Here is a 20,716-nt window from a genome sequence, read left to right as displayed (position 1 = left end):
GGGAATCAAAGGTGCTTTCACTTATCGGCTATGTCACCATGCTCATCATTCTGGCGTTGTTGCTCACGCAGAAGGTCTCTCCGGTCGTCGCATTGGCCGGAGTGCCGCTCGTCGCGGCGCTGATCGCCGGACAGTCGCCGACCGACATCAGTGAATTCGTCTCAGCCGGAATCGCTGGAGTCGCAGACGTCGTCGTCATGTTCATCTTCGCCATCGTCTTCTTCGGAATCCTGCGCAATGCGAAGTTCTTCGACCCGATCATCGACCGGATCATCAGGTTCGGCGGATCCTCACCGCGCAATGTAGCCGTTGCGACCACACTTCTGGCATGTGTCGTTCATCTCGACGGTGCAGGTGCGACGACGTTCCTGGTCACGATCCCAGCCATGCTGCCGCTCTACCAACGTCTCGGGATGAGCCGGTTGACGCTGTCGACGTGCGTGGCGCTGGGCGCCGGCGTCATGAACATGCTGCCCTGGGGAGGGCCGACTGCCCGTGCGGCGGCAACGATCAAGGTCGATGCGAACGATTTGTGGGTCCCTCTCATCCCGGCTCAGATCGCTGGGATCATTGCGGCGCTGGCAGTGGCTTGGTACCTCGGGCATCGTGAAGCAAAGCGGCTCGACCGATTGCCTGCTGACGAGTCTGCCGATTCGGTGATGGTCGCAGCGACGTCGGCCGCAGAAGCCGGCCGTTCGGCGGAGGCATCCAGCACAATCCGATCAGCACCGGGTTCGGAGGAACCGGCCGGAACCGACCGGACGGCGGTTTCGGGCTCACCCGACGGAACCGATGTTGAGGGTGATTCGGACTCCATTCGTGGTCCAGCGGAGGCTGGTCCGACGGTGCTGTCGCTCATCCTCAACGGCGTCGTGCTCGTCGCTGCCCTGGCGACGATGATGACTGGCGTGATCTCACCCGCACTGACCTTTATGGTTGCAACGATCCTCGCTCTGCTGATCAACCATCGCGGAATGGCGGGTCAGTCCGAACAGTTCGACCTCAACGCCAAATCATGCATGCTCATGGCCAGCACTCTGTTGGCAGCCGGTGTGCTCTTGGGAGTGCTCGACGAAAGCGGAATGATCGAGGCGATGGCCAAGTCGGCGACCGCTGTGCTTCCCGCCGGCCTCATGCCGGTGTTGCCGATCATCGTCGCTGTGCTCGGCGTGCCTATGAGTCTGCTGTTCGGCCCGGACGCATACTATTTCGGGCTCTTACCCGTGCTGGCGAGCGTCGGCAGCACCTACGGCATCGATCCGGTCGTCCTCGGCCATGCATCGATCATCGGGCAGGAGACATTGGGCTTCCCCATCAGCCCGTTGACCGGCTCCTTCTATCTGCTTGTCGGCTTAGCCGGGGTCCCGATCGGCAAGCACATCATCCGCGCCACCGGCTGGCTGTGGCTGGTCAGCATCGTCGTCACCATCGTCGCCATCGCACTAGGAGTGATTCCGCTGTGGGTATCGTAAAAGCACAGGATCTGGGCTCAACGGCCAGAGAAGCTGATCCGCCAGAACCTGGGACAGTTCGCATGGGATCGGGAGCAGGGTTCGCCGGCGACCGTCTCGACCCGGCCCTCGAACTCGCGCAGCTTGGGCATCTCGACTTCCTCGTCTTCGAGCTCCTCGGTGAACGGACTGTCGCGAACGCTCAGAAAGCCCGGCTGAATGACCCGTCTGCGGGCTACGATCCGACCCTGCTCGATAGGATTCGGCTCACCGCACCGCCCTGCGCGGCTAACGGAACTCGCATCATCACCAATGGCGGAGCAGCCAATCCGCTTGCGGCAGGGCGCGCCGTCGCTGGGCTTCTCGACGACATGGGCATTGACATGCCGGTGGCAGTTGTCATCGGTGACGATGTGCTCAACCAAGTGCTTGCGACGAATCCCCTTACGTGGGAAGATTCCCAACCGGCTGCCAGCTCGGAGCCCCGGCTCGCTTCTGCCAACGCCTACCTCGGCGCATCCGGAATCCGACGTGCGCTCGACGAAGGTGCCCGCATCGTCATCACCGGCAGAGTCGCCGACCCCTCGCTGTATGTCGGGCCGCTGAGCCACAGTTTCTCCTGGTCGGACGACGACGCCGACCTCATCGGGCAAGCCACGGTCATCGGCCACCTCCTCGAATGCGGAGGCCAGGTCACCGGTGGATACTTCGCCGACCCGATGACGAAGCCCGTGGCAGGGTTGGATCGTCTAGGGTTCCCCTACGCCGATGTCTCACGCAACGGCGACGCCGTGATCGGGAAGCTTGCGGGTACCGGGGGAGCCGTCACCGTCCGGACCTGTACGGAGCAGCTGGTCTACGAGGTGGCCGACCCAGGCGCCTATATCACCCCTGACGTGGTCGCAGACTTCACTGGAACGGTGCTCCGAGAGGACGGGACCGATCGGATCGCTGTCACGGGTGGAAAAGGAGTTGCCGCACCAGTCGATCTCAAGGTGACATTGGGCTACCTCGGCGGGTGGGAAGCAGAAGGACAGATCACCTATGCCGGCCCGCGGGCCCTGCTGCGCGCTCAGCTCGCTGCAGACATCGTCGTTCGTCGTTTGGAGCGCATACACGGATATGAGGAATCCGAACTCTCGGTAGAGTTCATCGGCGCCGGAGCCAGCTTCAGGGGCCTCAGCGATGTGTCGGATCCGCCCGAAGTGCGACTGCGGGTGGCAGGGGCTGCTCAGAGCCGCAGACGTGCCTCCGCGATCGGAGCCGAGGTCGAGGCGCTCTATACCAACGGACCAGCGGGAGGAGGCGGCGCAAGGACATCCGTTCGGGAGAGCCTCAGCGTCAAGTCATGTTCGCTGCCGCGTGCACTCACGAAGGTCTCCGTCATTCACGCCGACGAACTCATTGACCATGAGGAGGTGTCCCATGACCGCGAAGTCTGAGCAGATGCTCACCGTCGATGACCTGGCCACAGTCAGGACCGGAGACAAAGGGGATACGCTCATCCTCGGCGTCGTCGTCCGTGAAGGGGCCCAATTCTCCGAGCTGAGTCGCGCCGTCACCGAGGAGGCGGTGGCGAATCACTTCGGGCTGCCGGTCGCGCGAGTCCGCCGCTGCCTGTTGCCGCGGCTCAATGCCATGAGTTTCGAACTCAAGGGAATGCTGGGCGGCGGTGTCACGGGAGTCAGCCACCTCGACGGACATGGGAAGACGCTGAGCTACCACCTGCTGACGATGCAGTTGGAGCACTGAGCGGGATGCTCGTCGACGGGCAGACCTGCATGTGCTCCGGCCGGCGCGGCTGTCCGCCCTATTGATCGAGGTAGGCGCTGTTGTCCTTGGGACTGCCGTCTTTGACGAGTCGCTTGGCGATGCAGTGGTTGCGGTCGAGACCCCACGAGCGGCACTGGTCGAGTGCCTGCTCCGGATTGCTGTAGCCGGTGTCGACGACCGTGACCCAGTAGCTGCCGTCCTTGTACGAGGCCCAGTCGCCGCTGTGGATGAGGATCGCGCCCGGATACTTGACCTTGTTGGCCTCGTATTCGTTGAGGATGTCCTGCGCTGACCAGGTCTTGCCGTCGGCCTTGAGGCCGACGTTCTTCGCGCTCACCTGAGTCACCCACTCACCTTCGAGGTCAGCGGCTTTCTCGGTGCCTTCTTCGGTATAGGCGTCGAGCTGGTCTTCCGGGCTCTTCGTCGGTTGGACAAGGTCATCCGAAGGGCTGGGCGACGGACTCGCCGGCTCGCTGGACCCGACATCGACAGGGACGGTTCCCGACGACGGCGCGAGCCACCGGATGCCGAAGAATCCCACCAAGGCCAGAACCATGAGGATGGCGATCATGACAACGGCGATCTTCAGACCACTGCGCGAGGAAGAATCGTTTTGGACGGCGGGCGGAAACTGCGGGGGAGGAGGAGCCTGGGCTCCATTCTGTGCCGGCCCGCCGACGCCATTGCCGGCACCACCGCCGGCAGGCTGCTGGGACTGCTGAGAATTCGCATACTGGTGGGAACCGGCAGAGTGAGCGTCATCGAAGGGTGAGCCTCCGGCAGGGGCGAAGACATTGCCGCTGCGAGCTTTCGAGATCGACTGTTCCCCCGTGTGCCGTTCGAGGTACTCGTAGTAGGTCGAGTTGTCGAAAACGGCAGACGAACGGTCCGCCTCATTCCCGTACGACGGGGTCTGACCAGCGGATTCACCTGAACCCTTGTGCCAGTCGTCGCTAGTCGCCGGACGAATGCGCGGCCTCTGTGGAACGTCGCTCATCAGTCCTCCTGAATGCCAGATGTGGTGGCAATCATCTACTTACCTTGGCACGAGTCGAGCAGTCGTTCAACAGGATCGCCGACAGGACGCGTTGCCGTCGAAAGCCTACTGCGGAAATCACCGAGTTGGCTTGGCTCCAGCTGTGAAAGTCCCTCCGGGCGTCGACGAAGGTCCCTCCGAGCATCGATGGCGACCGTACGAGCCCTTCCACGCGGACGATGTCAGTGACGAAGGCCCCACCGCAGAAACCAGGATGAATTTGCCCTCTGGCCCGCAATCTCACTAAGATTGATTCTTGTTGTGTCGTAGCAGGCAGGTCACCGATCGATCTGCTAGGACACGCATGGTGCTCACCCACCGCTGCACTCCAGCTTCGGCCATCTCTCACAGGCTACGGCTTCAGCGCTGGTGAGACATCTCGCCCGAACGGGCAGACCTGTTTTGGCGTACACAATTTTCACGGTGACAGTCGAGAAAATTTGTTGATGTCTTCCGACATCGGCGCAAGCAAGCGGAGAGAGCGCGCAAGTGCAATCCCGCAGGGGCTTGTTTCGAGAGTCGGTAACTTGTGAACTGGAGGAGAGACATGGCAGCAACCTGCCAGGTAACCGGGGCAGTCCCCGGTTTCGGACACAACGTGTCCCACTCGAAGCGCCGCACGAAGCGCCGCTTCAACCCGAACATTCAGAAAAAGCGCTACTACGTTCCGTCGCTGCGCCGCAACGTCACTCTGACCCTGTCTGCTAAGGGCATCAAGGTCATCGACGCTCGCGGAATCGACGCTGTGGTCAACGAACTCATCGCCAAGGGAGTGAAGCTCTGATGGCTAAGGCACAGGATGTTCGTCCCATCATCAAGCTCAAGTCGACGGCCGGCACCGGGTTCACCTACGTGACCCGCAAGAACCGCCGCAACACCCCGGACCGCATCGTGCTCAAGAAGTACGATCCCGTAGTCCGCAAGCACGTCGATTTCCGAGAGGAGCGCTGAGCGCACATGGCTAAGAAGTCAAAGATCGCAAAAGACAAGCAGCGTCGCGTCATCGTTGAACGCTATGCAGAGCGCCGCGCGACTCTCAAGCGTCAGCTGACCCACCCCGATTCCACCGATGAGCAGCGCGAGGAAGCACGCCTCGCACTGCAGAAGCTTCCCCGCGATGCTTCGCCGGTTCGCGTTCGCAACCGCGACCAGGTGGATGGTCGTCCGCGTGGCTACCTCCGGAAGTTCGGACTCTCGCGAGTTCGCTTCCGCGAAATGGCACACAACGGCGAGTTGCCCGGCGTTACCAAGTCGAGCTGGTAATCTCGAGGAAGTTCGTCATCGGAAAAACGGACCGGTGACCTACCGACTTGTCCTAAGGAGGACACTTTTATGGCTAAGAACCGCAGTGAGCTCGTTGCAGAAGTTGCCGAGAAGTCCGGCCTGACCCAGAAGCAGGTCTCGGACGTGCTCGATGGTGTCTTCGATGTCTTCTCCGACGTCGTGGCCAAGGGCGAAAAGCTCACCATCCCCGGCTGGCTCTCCGTTGAGCGCACCGAGCGTGCCGCTCGCAAGGGTCGCAACCCGCAGACCGGTGAAGAGATCCAGATCAAGGCCGGCTACTCCGTGAAGCTGTCCGCTGGTTCGAAGCTGAAGGGTGCCGCTGGCAGCCCGAACTGATCAACGCAGCAGCGTCGAATGGCCCGGATCGTTTGATCCGGGCCATTTGCTGTCTCTGAGCGTCTTCAAGCGTCTCAGACTGCCTTCCAATGTGGAGAATCGTCGTCCCGTACGACTGACCCCATCCTCGCCGAGGCGGCTCCCCGAGATCTCGGCCACGAAGAGATCTCCCGGTTGGCAGTGCGGCGACGCCGAACGATATCCTTGGGTCATGTCAGAAGGGGCGGTCCGCGCGCAGTGAGTTCTCCAAGAATCGAACCGATCACACGGTTCGTGCAACGTGCCGCGGTCCCCATCGTCGTCTTCGTCGGGGTGATCGCCGGTCTGGCCGCACTCTTCTTCACCGGAGCAGCCAACCCGACTCTGCTCAACGACCCCGGCTCCGTCGTCCGTTTCGGTCTTCCCACAGCGAAGTTCGTCTTCAATATTGCGATGTCGCTGACCGTCGGCGCCCTCATGTTCGCCGTCCTCATCCTCCCGCGCACGGCCGGTGGTCGCGCCCGCCGGCACAAGGACACGGACGAGGACGTGCCTCTCGACCCGCTGTGGACGAAGGCCATTCAGATCGCCGAATACTCCTCGGTAGTGTGGACGCTGTCCGCGGTCGCCGTGCTCGTCTTCTCGTTCGTCGATACTGTGGGCGCCCAGGCCTATCTCGACTTCTCGAACCAACTCGGCGTGTTCGTCACTCAGATCGCCTACGGGCAGCTGTGGGTGCTCATCGTCGTCCTCATCGCCGTCGCCTCGACCCTGAGCTTCGGCACCCGCTCCCATATCGGCATCGCCGCCGCCGGAGTGCTCAGCGTCGCCGTGATCCTCCCCTTGGCTCTGATGGGCCACTCCGCAGAGGCCTCCGGGCACACGCAGGCCGTCAACAGCCTCGGTCTGCACATCCTCGGCGCGGTCCTCTGGCTCGGTGGGCTCTTCGTCATCGCCCTGCTGGGCACGCGTCTGGCCGCTTCGAAGAACCTCAAGCCGATCGTCGAACGGTATTCGACGATCGCCCTCATCGCCTTCGGCCTCATCGTCTTCTCCGGAGTCGTCAACTCGCTCCTGCGCGTGCAGGGCTTCGACGACCTCATGACCACGTACGGGCAGGTCATCCTCGCAAAGGCGTTCGCGACGGTCCTGCTCGGTCTGATCGGATTCTGGCACCGTCAGTTCGTCATTTCACGCTTGGGCACAGCCGCCTCGGCGACGGTGGAATTCTGGCGCCTCATCACCGTCGAATTCATCCTCTTCGGGGTCACGATGGGAATGGCCGTGGCCTTGGCCCGGTCGCAGCCGCCCGTGCCGCAGGAGCCTGTCGGCGACCCCACCCCGGCCGAGATCCTCACCGGTGATCCGCTGCCGCCGAAGCCGAACCTGTCCCGCTACTTCAGCGAATGGTCGATGGATCCGCTGTGGATCGCGATCGCAGCGGGCGCCTCCATCGCCTACGTCGTGGCGTTCATCAACCTCCGCCGCCGAGGCGACAAGTGGCCGGTACTGCGACTCATCAGCTGGCTGGTGGGCATGGTCTTCCTCGTCTACGTCACCTCGGGAGGACCCCGGGTCTACGGCGAGGTCCAGTTCTCCGCGCACATGATCGAGCACATGCTCCTGGTCATGGTCGTGCCCCTGCCGCTCGTGCTCGGAGCACCGATCACGATGCTCATGCGCGGAACGAAGGCGCGCACGGACGGGTCCGCCGGCCTGCGCGAATGGGTGCTCTGGCTCGTCCATACTCCGTACCTGCGCTTCTTCGCGCACCCGATCGTGGCGAGCGTGAACTTCGCGGGTTCGCTGGTCGTCTTCTACTACTCGGGAATCATGTACTACGCGCTCGATACTCATATCGGGCACGAACTGATGATCGCGCACTTCCTCGGCGCCGGGTACCTGTTCGCCCAAGCCCTCATCGGCATCGATCCGGGCGTCAAGCGCCCTGTCTTCCCGATGCGGCTCGTGATGCTGCTGGTGACGATGGCCTTCCACGCATTCTTCGGCATCTCGATCATGAGTTCGAACGTGCTGATCGCCGGAGACTGGTTCGGCAACGTCGGCGCAGGATGGGGCTACACGGCGATCGACGACCAGCAGCTCGGCGGTTCCATCGCGTGGGGCATCGGTGAGTTCCCGACCCTGTTCATCGCGATCATGGTCTGCGTCCAATGGGCGAAGTCCTCGGACCGGGAAGCCAAGCGCATCGACCGCAGCGAAGACCGCACGAACGACGCCGAGCTGCGCGCCTACAATGCGATGCTCGCCTCGATGGCCGAACGCGATGCGAAGGCGCCTCCGCGCCGACGGTGAGGTTCGGGGTTGTGCTCGCTGCGCTGACTGCGGTGGTACCTCGATGGCTGGCGTGGTGATTAGACGCGGGGGTGCTGGCCTGACGCGCAGGGACGATTCGCGCCGCAATGGGCCTTGCTCGCTCGCAGCAGTCACGGCTGACTGTTGCACATCTGCTGTGCACGAATGTGCACCGGAAATTCTCGGATTATGGCCAGGTCGTTACCAAAAATTCCGTAACGTGGCGCACACTGATCCTTGGATGAGAAATATCCAAGCGCCCGAAACACTGCGCTGAGGCAGGGGTTCGCCGGCCGCGCCGATGCGGTTCGGGTCCCGGACTGTCAGCCGGTCGGCGCCAGAACAAGCCTATTCGCGCATTCAACGGTGACGCGGATTGTGGAAACGAAGGAGTCCCATGAGTTCTCAGAACAATGCTGAGAGGAAGTCGATCCGCGCTCAGCTGCGCAAGGTCGTCGCTGCCTCGATGGCCGGAACGGTCGTCGAATGGTACGAGTTCTTCCTCTACGGTTCGGCCGCCACGCTGGTGTTCAACCACATTCTGTTCCCACCTTCAGACAATCCGCTGACACCGATCCTGGCAGGCTTCGCCACCTACGCCGTCGGATTCATCGCCCGCCCCGTCGGCGGCATCGTCTTCGGTCACTTCGGCGACAAGTACGGACGCAAGAAGCTGCTGCAGCTCTCGATCGTCCTCGTCGGTGTGGCCACGTTCCTCATGGGCTGTCTGCCGACCTTCGACCAGATCGGCTACCTTGCTCCGATCCTGCTCGTGCTGCTGCGCGTGGTCCAGGGCTTCGCGGTCGGCGGCGAATGGGGCGGAGCTGTCCTCCTCGTAGCCGAGCACGCTCCGAACAAGGAGCGCGGCTTCTGGGCTTCATTCCCGCAGTCCGGCGTGCCCTTGGGCAACCTGCTGGCCACCGCGGTTCTCTTCGTTCTCACTGCAACGCTGACCGAAGAGCACTTCCTGTCGTGGGGCTGGCGCATTTCGTTCTGGCTCTCGGCCGTCATCGTCCTCATCGGCTACTACATCCGCACCCGAGTCTCCGACGCGCCGATCTTCGACGAGGTTCAGGCCGAGGAGATCGAGGAAGGCGTCGACTACGGCATCAAGGCCGTATTCAAGCGCTACCCGCGGGAGGTCTTCGCCGCGATGGGCCTGCGCTTCGTCGAGAACATCCACTACTACCTCGTGGTGACCTTCTCGATCACCTACCTCGCTACGCAGGTGAAGATCGAATCCTCCGAGATCCTCGGTCTCCTCCTCGGCGCCCACGCGATCCACGCAGTCCTCGTTCCGCTCGTCGGTGCCGCCACCGACCGGATCGGACGCAAGATGCCCTACGCCGTGGGCATCATCCTGACCGCAACCTGGGGCTTCTTCGCCTTCCCGATGTACGACACCGGCAGTGCCGGCATGATCTTCCTCGCCCTCCTCATCGGTCTCGTCTTCCACGCACTGATGTACGCGGGCCAGCCGGCGATCATGTCCGAGATGTTCCCGACCCGCATGCGCAACTCGGGCGTCTCGACCGGCTACCAGGTGACGGCCATCGTCGCTGGATCCTTCGCGCCGATCATCGCCACCGCACTGCTCGACGCCTTCGGCTCCTCGGTGCCGATCGCGCTCTACCTGCTGGCCGCTGCGATCATCTCGTTCATCGCACTCATGTTCACCCGCGAGACCAAGGGCATCGACCTGCGCTCGCTCGACCACGCAGACAAGGTGCGCCGCGGAGTCGCCACCGCCAACTGAGGCCGGATGGTGACCAGGTGACGGGGCGGTGTCGGTGAAAGTCGGCACCGCCCGTCTGCCTGGCACCGAGCTCGCCTGTCGGAGTGCAACCTGCTCGCGGCAGCCGCCTCGGCGCCCACCTCGATGAATCCTCGGCCTCCTCGGGGTGGAAGATGGATACGCACCACAGACCCGAACCACGAAAGGCACATTTCATGGGAGACCTCACCGGCAAACGCGCCCTCGTCACCGGCGGAGCATCCGGGCTCGGAAAAGCGATCGCTCAGTCGTTCGCACGGGCCGGAGCATCTGTCATCGTCGCCGATGTCGACGCTGACTCTGCACAGGCCGTCGCCGAGGAGATCGGCGGCGAAGCGTGGGCAGTCAACCTGACGGACACCTCGGCGCTGGACGGCACCGAGCTCGACGTCGACATCCTCGTCAATAACGCCGGCATCCAGCGGATCCACCCGATCACGGAATTTCCGCTCGAGGACTGGCGGCTGATCAATACGCTCATGCTCGAAGCGCCGTTCGTGCTCACCAAGGCGGTGCTGCCGAAGATGTACGAACGCGGCTGGGGACGCATCATCAACCTCTCCTCCGTCCACGGTCTGCGCGCCTCAGCGAACAAGTCCGCGTACGTCGCGGCCAAGCACGGTCTCATGGGGCTGACGAAGACGACCGCGCTCGAAGCCGGCCCGCACGGAGTGACGTGCAATGCGATCAATCCCGGCTACGTGCTCACGCCACTGGTCAAGGGGCAGATCGCCGATCAGGCGAAGACTCACGGCATCAGCGAGGACGAGGTCCTCGAGCAGGTCTTCCTCGGCCATTCCGCGGTGCCCAAGCTCGCCGAACCCGAGGATGTCGCGGCGATCGCGACCTTCCTGGCCGGGGACCGTGCCGCGGTCATCAACGGCAGCGCGCACAGCATCGACGGCGGCTGGGTGGCCGCCTGAACTGTCCAGCTCCTCGCTCCCCTCCCAGCACTACCTGACGGCGGCCCAGCTACCTCGCGCGAGGTTGCTGGGCCGCCGTCAGGTAGCAATTAGAGGGATTCTAGGACTTTGCGGACTCCGGAGTTGCGCAGGGACTCGTGACGGACCGAGGCCCAATACGACACCTGCTTGGAGAACAGCTCGGGCAGAACCTGCACCAAGCGGGAATTGCCGTGGGCGAGGAAGTCAGGCAGGATGCCGATCCCGGCCCCGTGTGAGGTCGCGAGCACATGCGCATGCACTGAAGTCGACCGGAAGAATCCCTTCCCGCGCGGAAGCGCGTCGGCCGCCTCGTCGAGATCATCGACCCGCAGCGAATTCTCGATGTAGTAGACCATCCGGTGGTCGGCCAGATCGTCCAGCGTCTGCGGCACCGGATGAGAGGCGATGTAATCCTGCGAAGCGTAGAGCTGGAGCCGGTAGTCGCGGATGTGCTTGGCGATCGAGCGCGGGGCATCAGGACGACCGACGACGATCTCGATATCGACGCCCGACCGATATTGCCGGGCCCGCTGCGTGGCGGTGATCAGTTCGATCTGCAGTCCCGGATGCTGCCCCTGCAGTGCGGTGAGAGCCGGAACGGCGTACTCAAGAGCGAAAGCCTGCGGGCAGGCCAGCCGGATCGTCCCTGACAGAGCAGAGTTCGAGTGCGCATCGATGCGCCCCAGAGCGGCCTCGATGTCCTCGGCGATCGGCAGCAGCTGACGCCCGGCAGCGCTGAGCTCCCACCCGTCGGGCGAGGCCACGAGCACGCGATCGCCGTATGCCTTCTCAAGCGCGGCGATGCGCCTGGACACGGTCGTGTGGTTGAGGCCGAGGCTGTGTGCCGCGGCCGTGAACTTCCCCAGCCGGGCGACGGCGAGCAGAGTCAGCAGATCCTCGGGGGCGATCTGCGGACCGGAACTGCCAGGTGCATAGGAAGCCATAGTGAACCCATTCTATCTGCGTACGCGCACATAACCGGTGCGGAAGAGGTGAGGCTCCCCGCCGGGTTTCCGGCGATCGACTGGCGTACTGTGAGAGGGAACACGTAAGAGTTGCTGAACATGATGCGAGGAGGCATATTATGTCGACGATTGGATGGGTCGGCCTGGGAAACATGGGCCGCCCGATGACTGCGAATCTGGTCAAGGCCGGTCACACCGTCAATGGTTTCGATCTCGTCCCCGAGGCGGTGGACGCAGCCGCGAAGAGCGGGGTGAACCCCGTGAATTCCATCGCCGAGGCGGTCGCCGGTGCCGATATCGTCTTCACGATGCTGCCCAAAGGCGAGCACGCGCGCACCGCCTACCTCGAGCCTGACGGCGTCCTGGCCAACGCAGACCAGAAGACCCTCCTCATCGATTCCTCGACGATCGACTTCGATTCGGCCCGCCTCCTCCACTCTGAGGCGAAGAAGGCAGGCTTCCGCCTCATCGACGGTCCCGTCTCCGGCGGCGTCACCGGTGCCGAGGCCGGCACCTTGACGTTCATGCTCGGCGGCGACGACGCCGACATCGAAGAGGCCCGACCCGTCATCGAGGCAATGGCCGGGAACATCTTCCACGCCGGCGGTGACGCCGCAGGTCAGGCCGCGAAGATCGTCAACAACATGATGCTCTCGATCAGCCTTCAGGGTGTCGTCGAAGGCGCTGTGCTGGCCGATCGCTTCGGCCTCGATCCGAAGGTCTTCCACGATATTGCGAAGGTGTCCTCCGGCGACTCCTGGCCGCTGCGGACCTGGTACCCGGTGCCCGGCGTGACCACCACGGCCGCGGCGAACAACGAGTTCAAGCCCGGCTTCGCCACCGCACTCATGCACAAGGACGTCGGCCTGGCCCTCGCCGGCGCCGAGACCCAAGGTGTCGACCTCCCGGCGGCCAGCCTCGTCCATGCCCAGCTGCAGAAGCTCATGGACGAAGACCTCGGCGGTCTCGACACCTCCGCGCTAATCAGGAACATCGACCCGAACGCCGAGGGTCTGCCGAAGTAAGCACTCAACCGACGTCGAGGCGGTTGGACAAGCACTGCCCGCTCACAACGGCGGCACTGGGCTGCGGACGATCCAAGTCGAGGAATCACGATGATTTCGACCTGGATCGTCCGCATTTCGTTTCCCGGCCGGGCATCCTCGGCGACCTGAAACTTCGCGCGGCTCATGAAAGACTGGAGACATGAGTACGCCTGATTCCCCCTCACTGTCCGCCGACGACATCGCAGCCATCACCGGCAACCTCGACGAGGTGGCCGATCGTGCCCGCGCCGCCGCCGAGTCGAGCGGTCGCAGCGGTGACGACGTGCGCGTGCTGCTGGCGACGAAGACGCAGCCTGCAGAGAAGATCCGCGTTGCCCTCGAGCACGGGTTCACCCTCATCGGCGAAAATAAGGTGCAGGAGATCACCGGCAAGGCCGAAGCTCTCGCCGACCTCAACCCCGAAACCCACCTCATCGGACCCCTGCAGAAGAACAAGGTCAATCACACCCTGCGGCACGCTCACTGCATCCAGTCCGTCGACAACCTCCCGCTGGCCGAGAAGATCAACAACCGTCTCGACGTCCTCGATGAGACCATCGACTACTTCATCCAGGTCAACACCTCCCGCGAAGACTCGAAGTTCGGTGTCGCGCCCGAAGACGCCGAGGAGCTCATCACCGCGACCCGGGAGCTCGGCCGGATGCGGCTGCGCGGACTCATGACGATCGGCCTGCCCGGCAGCAGTCCCGAAGAGATCCGCCCCAGCTACTCCGACCTGAGCGAACTCAGCGAGAAGCTGCGCGGGGCCGGGGTCATGCCCGCCGAGGCGACCGAGCTGTCGATGGGTATGAGCAACGACTTCGAACTCGCCATCACCGAAGGCGCCACGATCGTCCGAGTCGGCTCGAGCATCTTCGGCGCCCGCGACTACTCCTGAACGACAGTCCCTCCCTCCGCTGATCGGCAGCGGCCGAAACCAACGCCGGGCCGATCGCAGTCGGAACCGGCACCGGTCTGCCTGCGGACAGAGCCAATGCCGGGCCGGGCGCGAGCGGAACTGTCACACAATGACACCGGGGAGGCCGCCTCGGTGGGGGATCTGCGATCATGGAACCATGAACAGCAGTCCAGAATTCTCCGCGTCAGCCACCTCGTCGGCACGGGACGTCAAGGTCCGTGCGCCCGAACTCGTCGGCCGCCGGTGGATGAACTCCGGCGGCAAGGATCTGACCCTGGCCGACCTGCGCGGAAAGGTCGTCCTCCTCGACTTCTGGACCTTCTGCTGCATCAATTGCCTCCACGTCCTCGACGAACTGCGCCCGTTGGAGGAGAAGTACTCCAAAGAGCTCGTCATCATCGGCGTGCACTCGCCGAAATTCGAGTTCGAACGCACCGTCGAAGCCGTCGACCAGGCCGTGGAACGGTACCAGGTCGAGCACCTCGTCCTCGACGACCCCGACCTCGTCACCTGGCAGGCCTACACCGCCCGCGCCTGGCCGACCTTGGCCGTCATCGACCCCGAGGGCTACCTTGTAGCGACCATGTCCGGTGAAGGTCACGCGGCCGGTCTCACCGAGATCATCGAGGGCCTCATCGAGGAACACTCGGCCAAGGGCACCCTCCACTCCGGCGACGGACCCTACGTTCCGCCCCCGGCCCCGGAGACAGACCTGTTCTACCCCGGAAAGGCCACCCGCCTGCCCTCGGGCCACCTCATCGTTGCCGATTCCGGACACCACAGCCTCGTCGAATACGACGACGATGCAGCCACGATCATCCGCCGTATCGGCACCGGTGAGCGCGGCGCGGACGACGGTGACTTCGACTCGGCGAGCTTCAGCGAACCCGGCGGCATCACCGTCCTGCCCGCCGATCTGGCGGCCGAAGTCGGCTACGATCTCGTCGTCGCCGACACCGTCAACCACGCCCTGCGCGGGATCGACCTGACGAACGAAACAGTCACGACCATCGCCGGCACCGGTGAGCAGCACATGGTCGGAGCCATCGACAACGTCCGCGGCAAGCCCGGTGAGCTGGGACGATACGATGGACCCGCGCGTGATGTGAAGCTGTCGTCGCCGTGGGATGTCCTCTTCGTCCCCTCCACCGCCGAGGTGGTCGTGGCGATGGCAGGCAACCACACCATCTGGTCTTTCGATCCGAAGGACGGCACGATCCGCATCCTCTCGGGCACGATGAACGAGGGCCTGGTCGACGGCGACGGCGAGTCAGCCTGGTTCGCCCAATCCTCCGGTCTCGACCTCGGGTCAGCGGGCGAGGTGTTCGTCGCCGACTCCGAGACCTCGGCGATCCGCCGCCTCGACCCCGCCACAGGTAAGGTGTCCTCGCTGGTGGGCGTCGGACTCTTCGACTTCGGCTTCCGCGACGGACCGGCCGCCGAAGCCCGCCTGCAGCACCCCCTGGGAGTGCGCAGCCTGCCTGACGGGTCGGTCGCGATCGCCGACACCTACAACGGCGCGATCCGTCGCTTCGACCCGAGGACCGAGGAAGTCACGACCCTGGCGCGCGGCCTGCGCGAACCCTCGGACATCGTCCTCATCGACAACGAAGGCACCCCCGATGACGCGGAACTCATCGTCGTCGAGTCCGCCGCACACGCACTCACCCGGGTGAAGCTGCCCAAGGACGCCCAGAAGGTCGACGAAGGCGTATTGACGACGAAGCGCCCTTCGACGGAGATCGCCTCCGGTCCGGTGTCGCTGACCGTGAGCTTCACTGTCCCGGCTGGTCAGAAGCTCGACGACCGGTGGGGTGATCCCACGTTCCTGCAGGTGTCCGCGACGCCGCCGGAACTCATCTCGTCCGGAGAAGGCGGAGCCGAGGGGCTCAGCCGAGATATCGTCATCAATCCCGAGTTCACCGAGGGAGTGCTGCACGTGACAGCGCGTGCTGCAGCCTGCGACGGTGAGCCCGGGGGAGAGATCCCGCTGCACGCGGCCTGCCACCTCTACCAGCAGGACTGGGGCATCCCCGTCGAACTCGTGGATTCGGCTCCGAACGCACTCACCCTCGACCTCCGCGGCGCCTGAGCGCTCGGCCACCGGAACGAGGGCCGATGTCGATCAGGCGGGCAGTCATCGTTGAAAGCCCATACACGGAGATTGGTGGGTCGATCTACGGTGGTTTCGGCGTTCTGAACGCCGTAGATCGACCCAACAATCACTGTGGCAAGGAGAACCGCGAGAGGCGCATCCGTCGGAGGTCCGGACACGGGCCTGTGGAGCCGGACTGGGCCCCCAGCAGGAGGAGCGTCCCTCAGGCGATGGTGACGTCGCCGAGGCGGCGCGGTTCGAAGCTCACCTGTGAGGACTTGACGACCACAGAGCCGCCGAGGACGAAGGCGAGCTTCTCGTCGAAGTCGTGTTCGGCGGCGGTGACGATGTCCCGGTAGCGTCCCTTGACCCGCACCTCGACCGTCGAGGGAGTGAGTTCGAGATCACTGCCGGACGAGGTCAGCCCGATCTGCGGACTGCGCTCGAGCGACCAGGAGACATCGCCGATGATCTCGTTGTCTGTGTCGTAGCCGAAGACGCAGCCAGCCGGCATGAGCGTCTTCGACTTCATGCAGTCCTGCAGATGTTCGGTGACCTGCTCCTCCACGGTCTGCTCGAGCTTGGCCGTGGGCTCGGGCGAGAGCTTCACGGTGGGGGAGTCGCCGGGGGCGGTCACCTCGGTGCGTTGGGATCGCGACTTCAGATACGTCGCATCGAAACCGACAAGGTAGCTCGCCGGGAACAGCACGGGCACACTCCCTGTGCTGACACCGTATCCGTTGACCGTCGCCGTCGACGAACCGGAGACGTCCAGGGTCAAGGTCGGCCATTCTTCCTGTTCGATGGCCCAGCGGTTGAAGAGTCCCGCGCTGGCAGGCAGGCGGACCATGGTGAGATCGGCGGTCTGCTCCCGCGAGGACAGGTCGTAGCTGAGGCGGACCTTCGCATGATCGCCGTCGACGGAAACGGTCTCGGCCTCGGGCTCGCGCGGCAGGTCGGGAGCTGCGGAGAGCACCTCGTCACTGAGCGCCAAGGTCGATGTCGGAGTCGGCGTGGACAGGTAGGAGAAGGCACTCTGCGCATCGCCGCGTTCGATCGCCGAGATATAGGATTCGGCGGCTCGCGCGGGCGTGTAGACGGTGAAGTTGAGGAGGGGGACCGCTGCCACTGTGAGGACGACGACCGTCAGTGCTGAGATCAGAAGTCTGCGCGACGTTCGCATGGCGCTCCTGATTCGGTTGGGGACTTGAGGGGGCTGGGCAGTTCTCAGTCTATCTTCCGCGGTTCACTCGACCGGGTAGGCATGCAGGGCAGAGGTGTCGACCTCGACGAAGACGTGCGTTCCGACCTTGACGTTGGTGCGCAGTTCGGAGATCGTCGCGCCGAGTCCCGGGTGCAGGACCCCGAAACCGATGGTCGGATCCGGCTGCGTTCTCGGCACTCCGGCGAGGTCGGCGAGGTCGACGTCGAGGGCGAGTCCCATCTCCGTGTCGACCGGTGAGAGCTTCGCCTGCAGACAGGAACCGCGATCGCGCAGTCCCGTGACGATGGCTTCGAACACCGTCGCCGAGGTGAACGCCGGGTCGTGTTCGTCCAGTGACAGGAGGGCGGCACGCCACCCGAGGGTGACGAACACCTTCCCGTCGAGTTCGGTGCGGGCGCGCACGGCTGAGTGGCCGATGGACAGCCACCCCTTCCGGGCCAGCCCGGAATAGACATTGACGCCGCTGAGCTCGGCCGGCAGCGAACCGCGCGGTTCGGTGACGATCTGCTCCAAGGAGCCGAGCGCGACGAGTTGGTCCTTTTCGATATCGGCCACCCCCGCCTCGGCGATGGTGTGGTCGGTCAGCGAATTCGAGCTGAAGACGACACCGCGACCCTCTTGGGCGACGAGTTCGGCGAAGCGACCCCGCAGCCCGGTGCGCAGATGGCCGGGGACCGAACCGAACGGGTCGATGAGAGCCAGCCACTTCGCGCCGCTCGCCCAGGCCGCGGCCAGGGCGAGGCGGGCACGATCGGTCGCGTCGAGGTCGCCGAGACGACTGCGCAGAACATCGGGACGCAGTCCGAATGATGTCAATGCAGCCGATGGATCCGCTGCCGATGCCGCCTCCCCAGATCCGGCATCGGCTTCGCGAAGATAGCTCTTCATCCAGCTGCGCACACGCAAGCGGCCCGACCGGCGACCGGTCGGGAAGCGTGGTGGTGGTGCGACGTGGGGCAGGGCCGCCGCGGACAGCACCACCGAGGTGGTGCTGTCCGGGCTGCCCATGAGTCCGAGCATTGTCCCTGCTCGCAGACGTCCGAGGTCGATCTCGCGTCCGTCGAGCTGCAGCCCCGCGAGGGACAATTCATCGTTCAATGCGGTTTAGAACTCCGCGGGATCGTCGGAGGCGTTCATCCGCCGACGGGTGATGATGACAGCTGCTGCACCGACTGCGAGCAGACCGACACCGAGTGCCAGTCCGGTCATCTCGGCACCGGTGCGCGGCAGGTCGCTGCCCGAATCGTTCGAGCCGCTGCCGTTCCCGGCCCCGTTTCCGCCCTCGTCGACGGCGGTGCCGTTGGTGAGCACGGTGAAGCTTCCGCCCTGGGGCTCATCGAAGCTCTCGGCCTGGGCGCGCACGTTGTAGGTGCCGAGCACGGCCTTGACCTTGGCCTGGACACCGAACGTGACATTGCCTTCGGAATCGGCTTCCTTGGACATCGTGTAGCGGTCGACCTTGCCCTGGGCATGCTCGACCGTGATCGAGACCTTCTCGCCGGGCTGAGCTCCGCTGACGCCGATCTTGATGCCGTCGTCGAGGAAGTCCTCGGAGCTGACCTCGGTCGGGTTGATGAACATGGAGGCCTGAGCAGTTGCGGCAGGCTTCTTGTCCTCGGTGCCGGGGCTGGCCGGACCGGTGGACTCGGGAGTCTCGTCCTCGGCCTTCTTGTCGTCTTCGGTCGCGTCTTCGGACTCCGACGGCTGGCCGGTCGGTTCGTCGGACTTCGGCGCTTCGTCCCTCGGGCCCTCGGCCGGTCCCGGCTTCACACCATCAGCGGGAGCCTTGTCGTCCTTGTCCTCGCCCTTGGCGGTTTCCGACGGACTGGGCTTCGGTGCCTCGGTGGTGGGCTCTTCGGTCTTGGTCTCCGACGGCTCGGGAGCCTTCGTGGTCGGATCCTCGGTCTTGGTCTCCGAAGGCTTGGGCGCCTCGGTGGTGGGTTCCTCGGTCTTCGTCTCCGAGGGCTCCGGGGACTTCGTTTCGCTGGGAGTCTCGTCCGGAGTCTTGATGGGACCGGTGGCCGAATCGCACTTGTCGTCGTCGCCCTTGCCCGGTTCGTCGACCTCGGAGGCCTTGGATACGACCTCGAAAGTCACCTTCGAAGACTTCTTCTCGGACTTGAGATCGGTGAGGTAGAGCGAGTACTCGCCGACAGGCACCTGGGCACCGTCGGTGACGGTGAAGAAGTAGGTGCCGGAGACCTTTCCGTCTTCGTCGACCGTGAGCTTCTTGTCCGGCGAGTATTCGGTGCCATCGGTGCCGACGACGGTCACCGTGGCCTTCTGGTCCGGGCTGAATCCGGTGCCGGAGAAGCCGATTCCCTTTTTGTCGTCAGCGATGTCGGCGCGGGTCACCTGCGCCTGCGCAAGGGTCGCCTGCGGGTCCGACTCGTCGGGAACCGAAGAATCCGATTCGGAGCTGCTCGATGACTGCTGATCACCCTGGGCGCACAGCGGTTGCTGAGGGACCGAAGCGGTGGACTCTGTCGCTGCGAACGCCGGGGCGCCAGCAAGACCTGTCAATGCAACGGCTACTGCGGGGGCAAGCACAAGACGCGAGGTCTTCACAGTAATGCCTTTCGATTGTTGTCTACCCACGAAAGACGATGGACTCCCGGCATTCCTTGGCTTAAGAAGGGGAAGGCACCATCGTGCGCGGGTCCGTACAGCTCATTACCCTAAAGCATTCATCCGCCGCTATGGGGAGACACACGGGTAAAAATCAGGAGAATTCCCGAGAATCGTTACCGTGTTGTGACATAGTTTCGGCGTGTCGGTAGATTTTGCCGGCCGGTGATGCGTGCTCGACCCCTGGTTCGGCGGAGGGGAGAGGAGAGGAAGCTCAAGCGTACGGGGCTCGCAGCGACTACCATCGGAAGCGTGACTCTCCTTTCCGACCGCGACATCCGCGCCGAGCTCGACTCCGGACGCATCGCCCTCGACCCCTACGACCCGTCGCTGATCCAGCCGGCCAGCGTCGACGTGTGTCTCGACCGCTACTTCCGACTCTTCGACAACCACAAGTACGCGGTCATCGACCCGAGCCTCGAGCAGCCCGAGCTCACCCGTTTCGTCGAAGCCGCTCCGGGGGAGCCCTTCGTCCTCCACCCGGGGGAGTTCGTCCTCGCATCCACTCATGAGCTCGTGACTCTGCCCGTCGATGTCGCGGCTCGGCTCGAGGGCAAGTCCTCGCTCGGACGTCTCGGTCTCCTGACCCACTCGACCGCCGGATTCATCGACCCCGGCTTCAGCGGCCACGTCACCCTGGAGCTGTCGAACGTCGCGACGCTGCCGATCGCGCTGTGGCCGGGGATGAAGATCGGCCAGCTCTGCTTCTTCCGACTCAGCTCGGCGGCGGAGAACCCCTACGGTTCCCAAGCCACGGGCAACCGCTACCAGGGCCAGCGCGGCCCGACCGCTTCCCGTTCGCACCTCAATTTCTATCGGAGGGACATGTGATCACCCGCCGCGAACTGCGGCTGCAACGCGAAGCCGCTGAACGCGCCGCCCGGGAACAGGCCGACGCTGCGCGCTACCAGGCCCCCGACGCCGAAGCGACGGATGCCTCTGCCC

Annotated in this window: 19 protein-coding genes; 14 read left to right on the top strand and 5 right to left on the bottom strand. The window is 64.3% G+C overall.

Annotated features, from left to right (window positions below; translation table 11 throughout):
- The first annotated feature begins 11 nt into the window (after positions 1 to 11).
- The 3 genes from D3I60_RS10235 to D3I60_RS10225 all read left to right on the top strand — a co-directional run bounded on the left by D3I60_RS10235 (position 12) and on the right by D3I60_RS10225 (position 3,203).
- Positions 12 to 1,472, top strand: coding sequence for a CitMHS family transporter (locus tag D3I60_RS10235; RefSeq protein WP_262776112.1), 1,461 nt, complete (start codon positions 12 to 14; stop codon positions 1,470 to 1,472).
- A 62-nt stretch (positions 1,473 to 1,534) separates the two neighbouring features.
- Complete coding sequence (locus D3I60_RS10230) at positions 1,535 to 2,893, top strand: acyclic terpene utilization AtuA family protein (RefSeq protein WP_262776111.1); 1,359 nt, start codon at positions 1,535 to 1,537, stop codon at positions 2,891 to 2,893.
- The gene (locus tag D3I60_RS10225) at positions 2,877 to 3,203 is read left to right on the top strand and encodes an AtuA-related protein (RefSeq protein WP_262776110.1); all 327 of its coding nucleotides are present in this window, start codon (positions 2,877 to 2,879) and stop codon (positions 3,201 to 3,203) included. Before D3I60_RS10230 ends, D3I60_RS10225 begins: the two co-directional genes overlap by 17 nt.
- A 58-nt stretch (positions 3,204 to 3,261) precedes the next feature.
- Here D3I60_RS10225 and D3I60_RS10220 read toward each other — a convergent pair whose 3' ends face one another.
- A complete protein-coding gene (locus D3I60_RS10220) occupies positions 3,262 to 4,221 on the bottom strand; it encodes a protein kinase (protein WP_262776109.1) in 960 nt (319 codons plus the stop codon).
- Positions 4,222 to 4,807: 586 nt separating this feature from the next.
- On the opposite strand from D3I60_RS10220, the gene rpmB reads away from it, so the two are divergent.
- The 7 genes from rpmB to D3I60_RS10185 all read left to right on the top strand — a co-directional run bounded on the left by rpmB (position 4,808) and on the right by D3I60_RS10185 (position 10,872).
- Positions 4,808 to 5,044, top strand: coding sequence for a 50S ribosomal protein L28 (gene rpmB, locus D3I60_RS10215; protein ID WP_025779147.1), 237 nt, complete (start codon positions 4,808 to 4,810; stop codon positions 5,042 to 5,044).
- A complete protein-coding gene (gene rpmG / locus D3I60_RS10210) occupies positions 5,044 to 5,211 on the top strand; it encodes a 50S ribosomal protein L33 (RefSeq protein WP_039211931.1) in 168 nt (55 codons plus the stop codon). Before rpmB ends, rpmG begins: the two co-directional genes overlap by 1 nt.
- Positions 5,212 to 5,217: 6 nt before the next feature.
- Positions 5,218 to 5,523: a 30S ribosomal protein S14 gene (rpsN, locus tag D3I60_RS10205; protein WP_025779151.1), complete on the top strand. Its 306-nt coding sequence runs from the start codon at positions 5,218 to 5,220 to the stop codon at positions 5,521 to 5,523.
- Positions 5,524 to 5,592: 69 nt separating this feature from the next.
- Positions 5,593 to 5,880 carry an HU family DNA-binding protein gene (locus D3I60_RS10200; protein WP_025779153.1) on the top strand — a complete coding sequence of 96 codons (288 nt, stop codon included), beginning with the start codon at positions 5,593 to 5,595 and terminating at the stop codon, positions 5,878 to 5,880.
- Positions 5,881 to 6,117: 237 nt separating this feature from the next.
- Positions 6,118 to 8,175, top strand: a complete 2,058-nt coding sequence (locus tag D3I60_RS10195) for a bifunctional copper resistance protein CopD/cytochrome c oxidase assembly protein (RefSeq protein WP_262776107.1) — start codon at positions 6,118 to 6,120, stop codon at positions 8,173 to 8,175.
- A 397-nt stretch (positions 8,176 to 8,572) separates the two neighbouring features.
- Positions 8,573 to 9,931: an MFS transporter gene (locus tag D3I60_RS10190; protein WP_276584534.1), complete on the top strand. Its 1,359-nt coding sequence runs from the start codon at positions 8,573 to 8,575 to the stop codon at positions 9,929 to 9,931.
- 194 nt (positions 9,932 to 10,125) lie between these two features.
- The gene (locus tag D3I60_RS10185; protein WP_262776240.1) at positions 10,126 to 10,872 is read left to right on the top strand and encodes a 3-hydroxybutyrate dehydrogenase; all 747 of its coding nucleotides are present in this window, start codon (positions 10,126 to 10,128) and stop codon (positions 10,870 to 10,872) included.
- A gap of 89 nt (positions 10,873 to 10,961) precedes the next feature.
- On the opposite strand, the gene D3I60_RS10180 is transcribed toward D3I60_RS10185, so the two are convergent.
- Positions 10,962 to 11,837, bottom strand: coding sequence for a LysR family transcriptional regulator (locus D3I60_RS10180; protein WP_262776106.1), 876 nt, complete (start codon positions 11,835 to 11,837; stop codon positions 10,962 to 10,964).
- A gap of 140 nt (positions 11,838 to 11,977) precedes the next feature.
- Between D3I60_RS10180 and mmsB the strand changes: the two genes are divergently transcribed.
- The 3 genes from mmsB (at position 11,978) to D3I60_RS10165 (ending at position 15,915) form a co-directional block, all read left to right on the top strand.
- Complete coding sequence (gene mmsB / locus D3I60_RS10175) at positions 11,978 to 12,883, top strand: 3-hydroxyisobutyrate dehydrogenase (RefSeq protein WP_262776105.1); 906 nt, start codon at positions 11,978 to 11,980, stop codon at positions 12,881 to 12,883.
- Positions 12,884 to 13,064: 181 nt separating this feature from the next.
- Entirely contained in the window at positions 13,065 to 13,802 is a 738-nt protein-coding gene (locus tag D3I60_RS10170; protein ID WP_262776104.1) for a YggS family pyridoxal phosphate-dependent enzyme, read from the top strand.
- A 178-nt stretch (positions 13,803 to 13,980) separates the two neighbouring features.
- Positions 13,981 to 15,915 carry an NHL domain-containing thioredoxin family protein gene (locus tag D3I60_RS10165; protein WP_262776103.1) on the top strand — a complete coding sequence of 645 codons (1,935 nt, stop codon included), beginning with the start codon at positions 13,981 to 13,983 and terminating at the stop codon, positions 15,913 to 15,915.
- A 226-nt stretch (positions 15,916 to 16,141) separates the two neighbouring features.
- Here D3I60_RS10165 and D3I60_RS10160 read toward each other — a convergent pair whose 3' ends face one another.
- The 3 genes from D3I60_RS10160 to D3I60_RS19175 form a co-directional block, all read right to left on the bottom strand.
- Positions 16,142 to 17,101: a hypothetical protein gene (locus tag D3I60_RS10160; protein ID WP_262776102.1), complete on the bottom strand. Its 960-nt coding sequence runs from the start codon at positions 17,099 to 17,101 to the stop codon at positions 16,142 to 16,144.
- A 63-nt stretch (positions 17,102 to 17,164) separates the two neighbouring features.
- Positions 17,165 to 18,241, bottom strand: a complete 1,077-nt coding sequence (locus tag D3I60_RS10155) for an ABC transporter (RefSeq protein WP_262776101.1) — start codon at positions 18,239 to 18,241, stop codon at positions 17,165 to 17,167.
- Positions 18,242 to 18,247: 6 nt separating this feature from the next.
- Entirely contained in the window at positions 18,248 to 19,711 is a 1,464-nt protein-coding gene (locus D3I60_RS19175; protein ID WP_262776100.1) for an LPXTG cell wall anchor domain-containing protein, read from the bottom strand.
- Between the two features lie 312 nt (positions 19,712 to 20,023).
- On the opposite strand from D3I60_RS19175, the gene dcd reads away from it, so the two are divergent.
- A complete protein-coding gene (gene dcd / locus D3I60_RS10145; protein WP_262776099.1) occupies positions 20,024 to 20,602 on the top strand; it encodes a dCTP deaminase in 579 nt (192 codons plus the stop codon).
- Positions 20,603 to 20,716: the final 114 nt, after the last annotated feature.

It is taken from the genome of Brevibacterium permense (genome assembly GCF_025506275.1).
GTDB lineage: Bacteria > Actinomycetota > Actinomycetes > Actinomycetales > Brevibacteriaceae > Brevibacterium > Brevibacterium permense_A.
This window is presented reverse-complemented; position numbering and strand designations above follow the sequence as displayed.

Excerpts from the sequence above, each read along its gene's own strand:
- D3I60_RS10185 (WP_262776240.1), top strand. The coding sequence starts at position 10,126 with ATGGGAGACCTCACCGGCAAACGCGCCCTCGTCACCGGCGGAGCATCC.
- rpmG (WP_039211931.1), top strand. The coding sequence starts at position 5,044 with ATGGCTAAGGCACAGGATGTTCGTCCCATCATCAAGCTCAAGTCGACG.
- D3I60_RS10200 (WP_025779153.1), top strand. The coding sequence starts at position 5,593 with ATGGCTAAGAACCGCAGTGAGCTCGTTGCAGAAGTTGCCGAGAAGTCC.
- D3I60_RS10165 (WP_262776103.1), top strand. The coding sequence starts at position 13,981 with ATGAACAGCAGTCCAGAATTCTCCGCGTCAGCCACCTCGTCGGCACGG.
- D3I60_RS10170 (WP_262776104.1), top strand. The coding sequence starts at position 13,065 with ATGAGTACGCCTGATTCCCCCTCACTGTCCGCCGACGACATCGCAGCC.
- rpmB (WP_025779147.1), top strand. The coding sequence starts at position 4,808 with ATGGCAGCAACCTGCCAGGTAACCGGGGCAGTCCCCGGTTTCGGACAC.
- mmsB (WP_262776105.1), top strand. The coding sequence starts at position 11,978 with ATGTCGACGATTGGATGGGTCGGCCTGGGAAACATGGGCCGCCCGATG.
- D3I60_RS10225 (WP_262776110.1), top strand. The coding sequence starts at position 2,877 with ATGACCGCGAAGTCTGAGCAGATGCTCACCGTCGATGACCTGGCCACA.
- D3I60_RS10220 (WP_262776109.1), bottom strand. The coding sequence starts at position 4,221 with ATGAGCGACGTTCCACAGAGGCCGCGCATTCGTCCGGCGACTAGCGAC.
- D3I60_RS10190 (WP_276584534.1), top strand. The coding sequence starts at position 8,573 with ATGAGTTCTCAGAACAATGCTGAGAGGAAGTCGATCCGCGCTCAGCTG.
- D3I60_RS10160 (WP_262776102.1), bottom strand. The coding sequence starts at position 17,101 with ATGCGAACGTCGCGCAGACTTCTGATCTCAGCACTGACGGTCGTCGTC.
- D3I60_RS10180 (WP_262776106.1), bottom strand. The coding sequence starts at position 11,837 with ATGGCTTCCTATGCACCTGGCAGTTCCGGTCCGCAGATCGCCCCCGAG.
- D3I60_RS10230 (WP_262776111.1), top strand. The coding sequence starts at position 1,535 with ATGGGATCGGGAGCAGGGTTCGCCGGCGACCGTCTCGACCCGGCCCTC.
- rpsN (WP_025779151.1), top strand. The coding sequence starts at position 5,218 with ATGGCTAAGAAGTCAAAGATCGCAAAAGACAAGCAGCGTCGCGTCATC.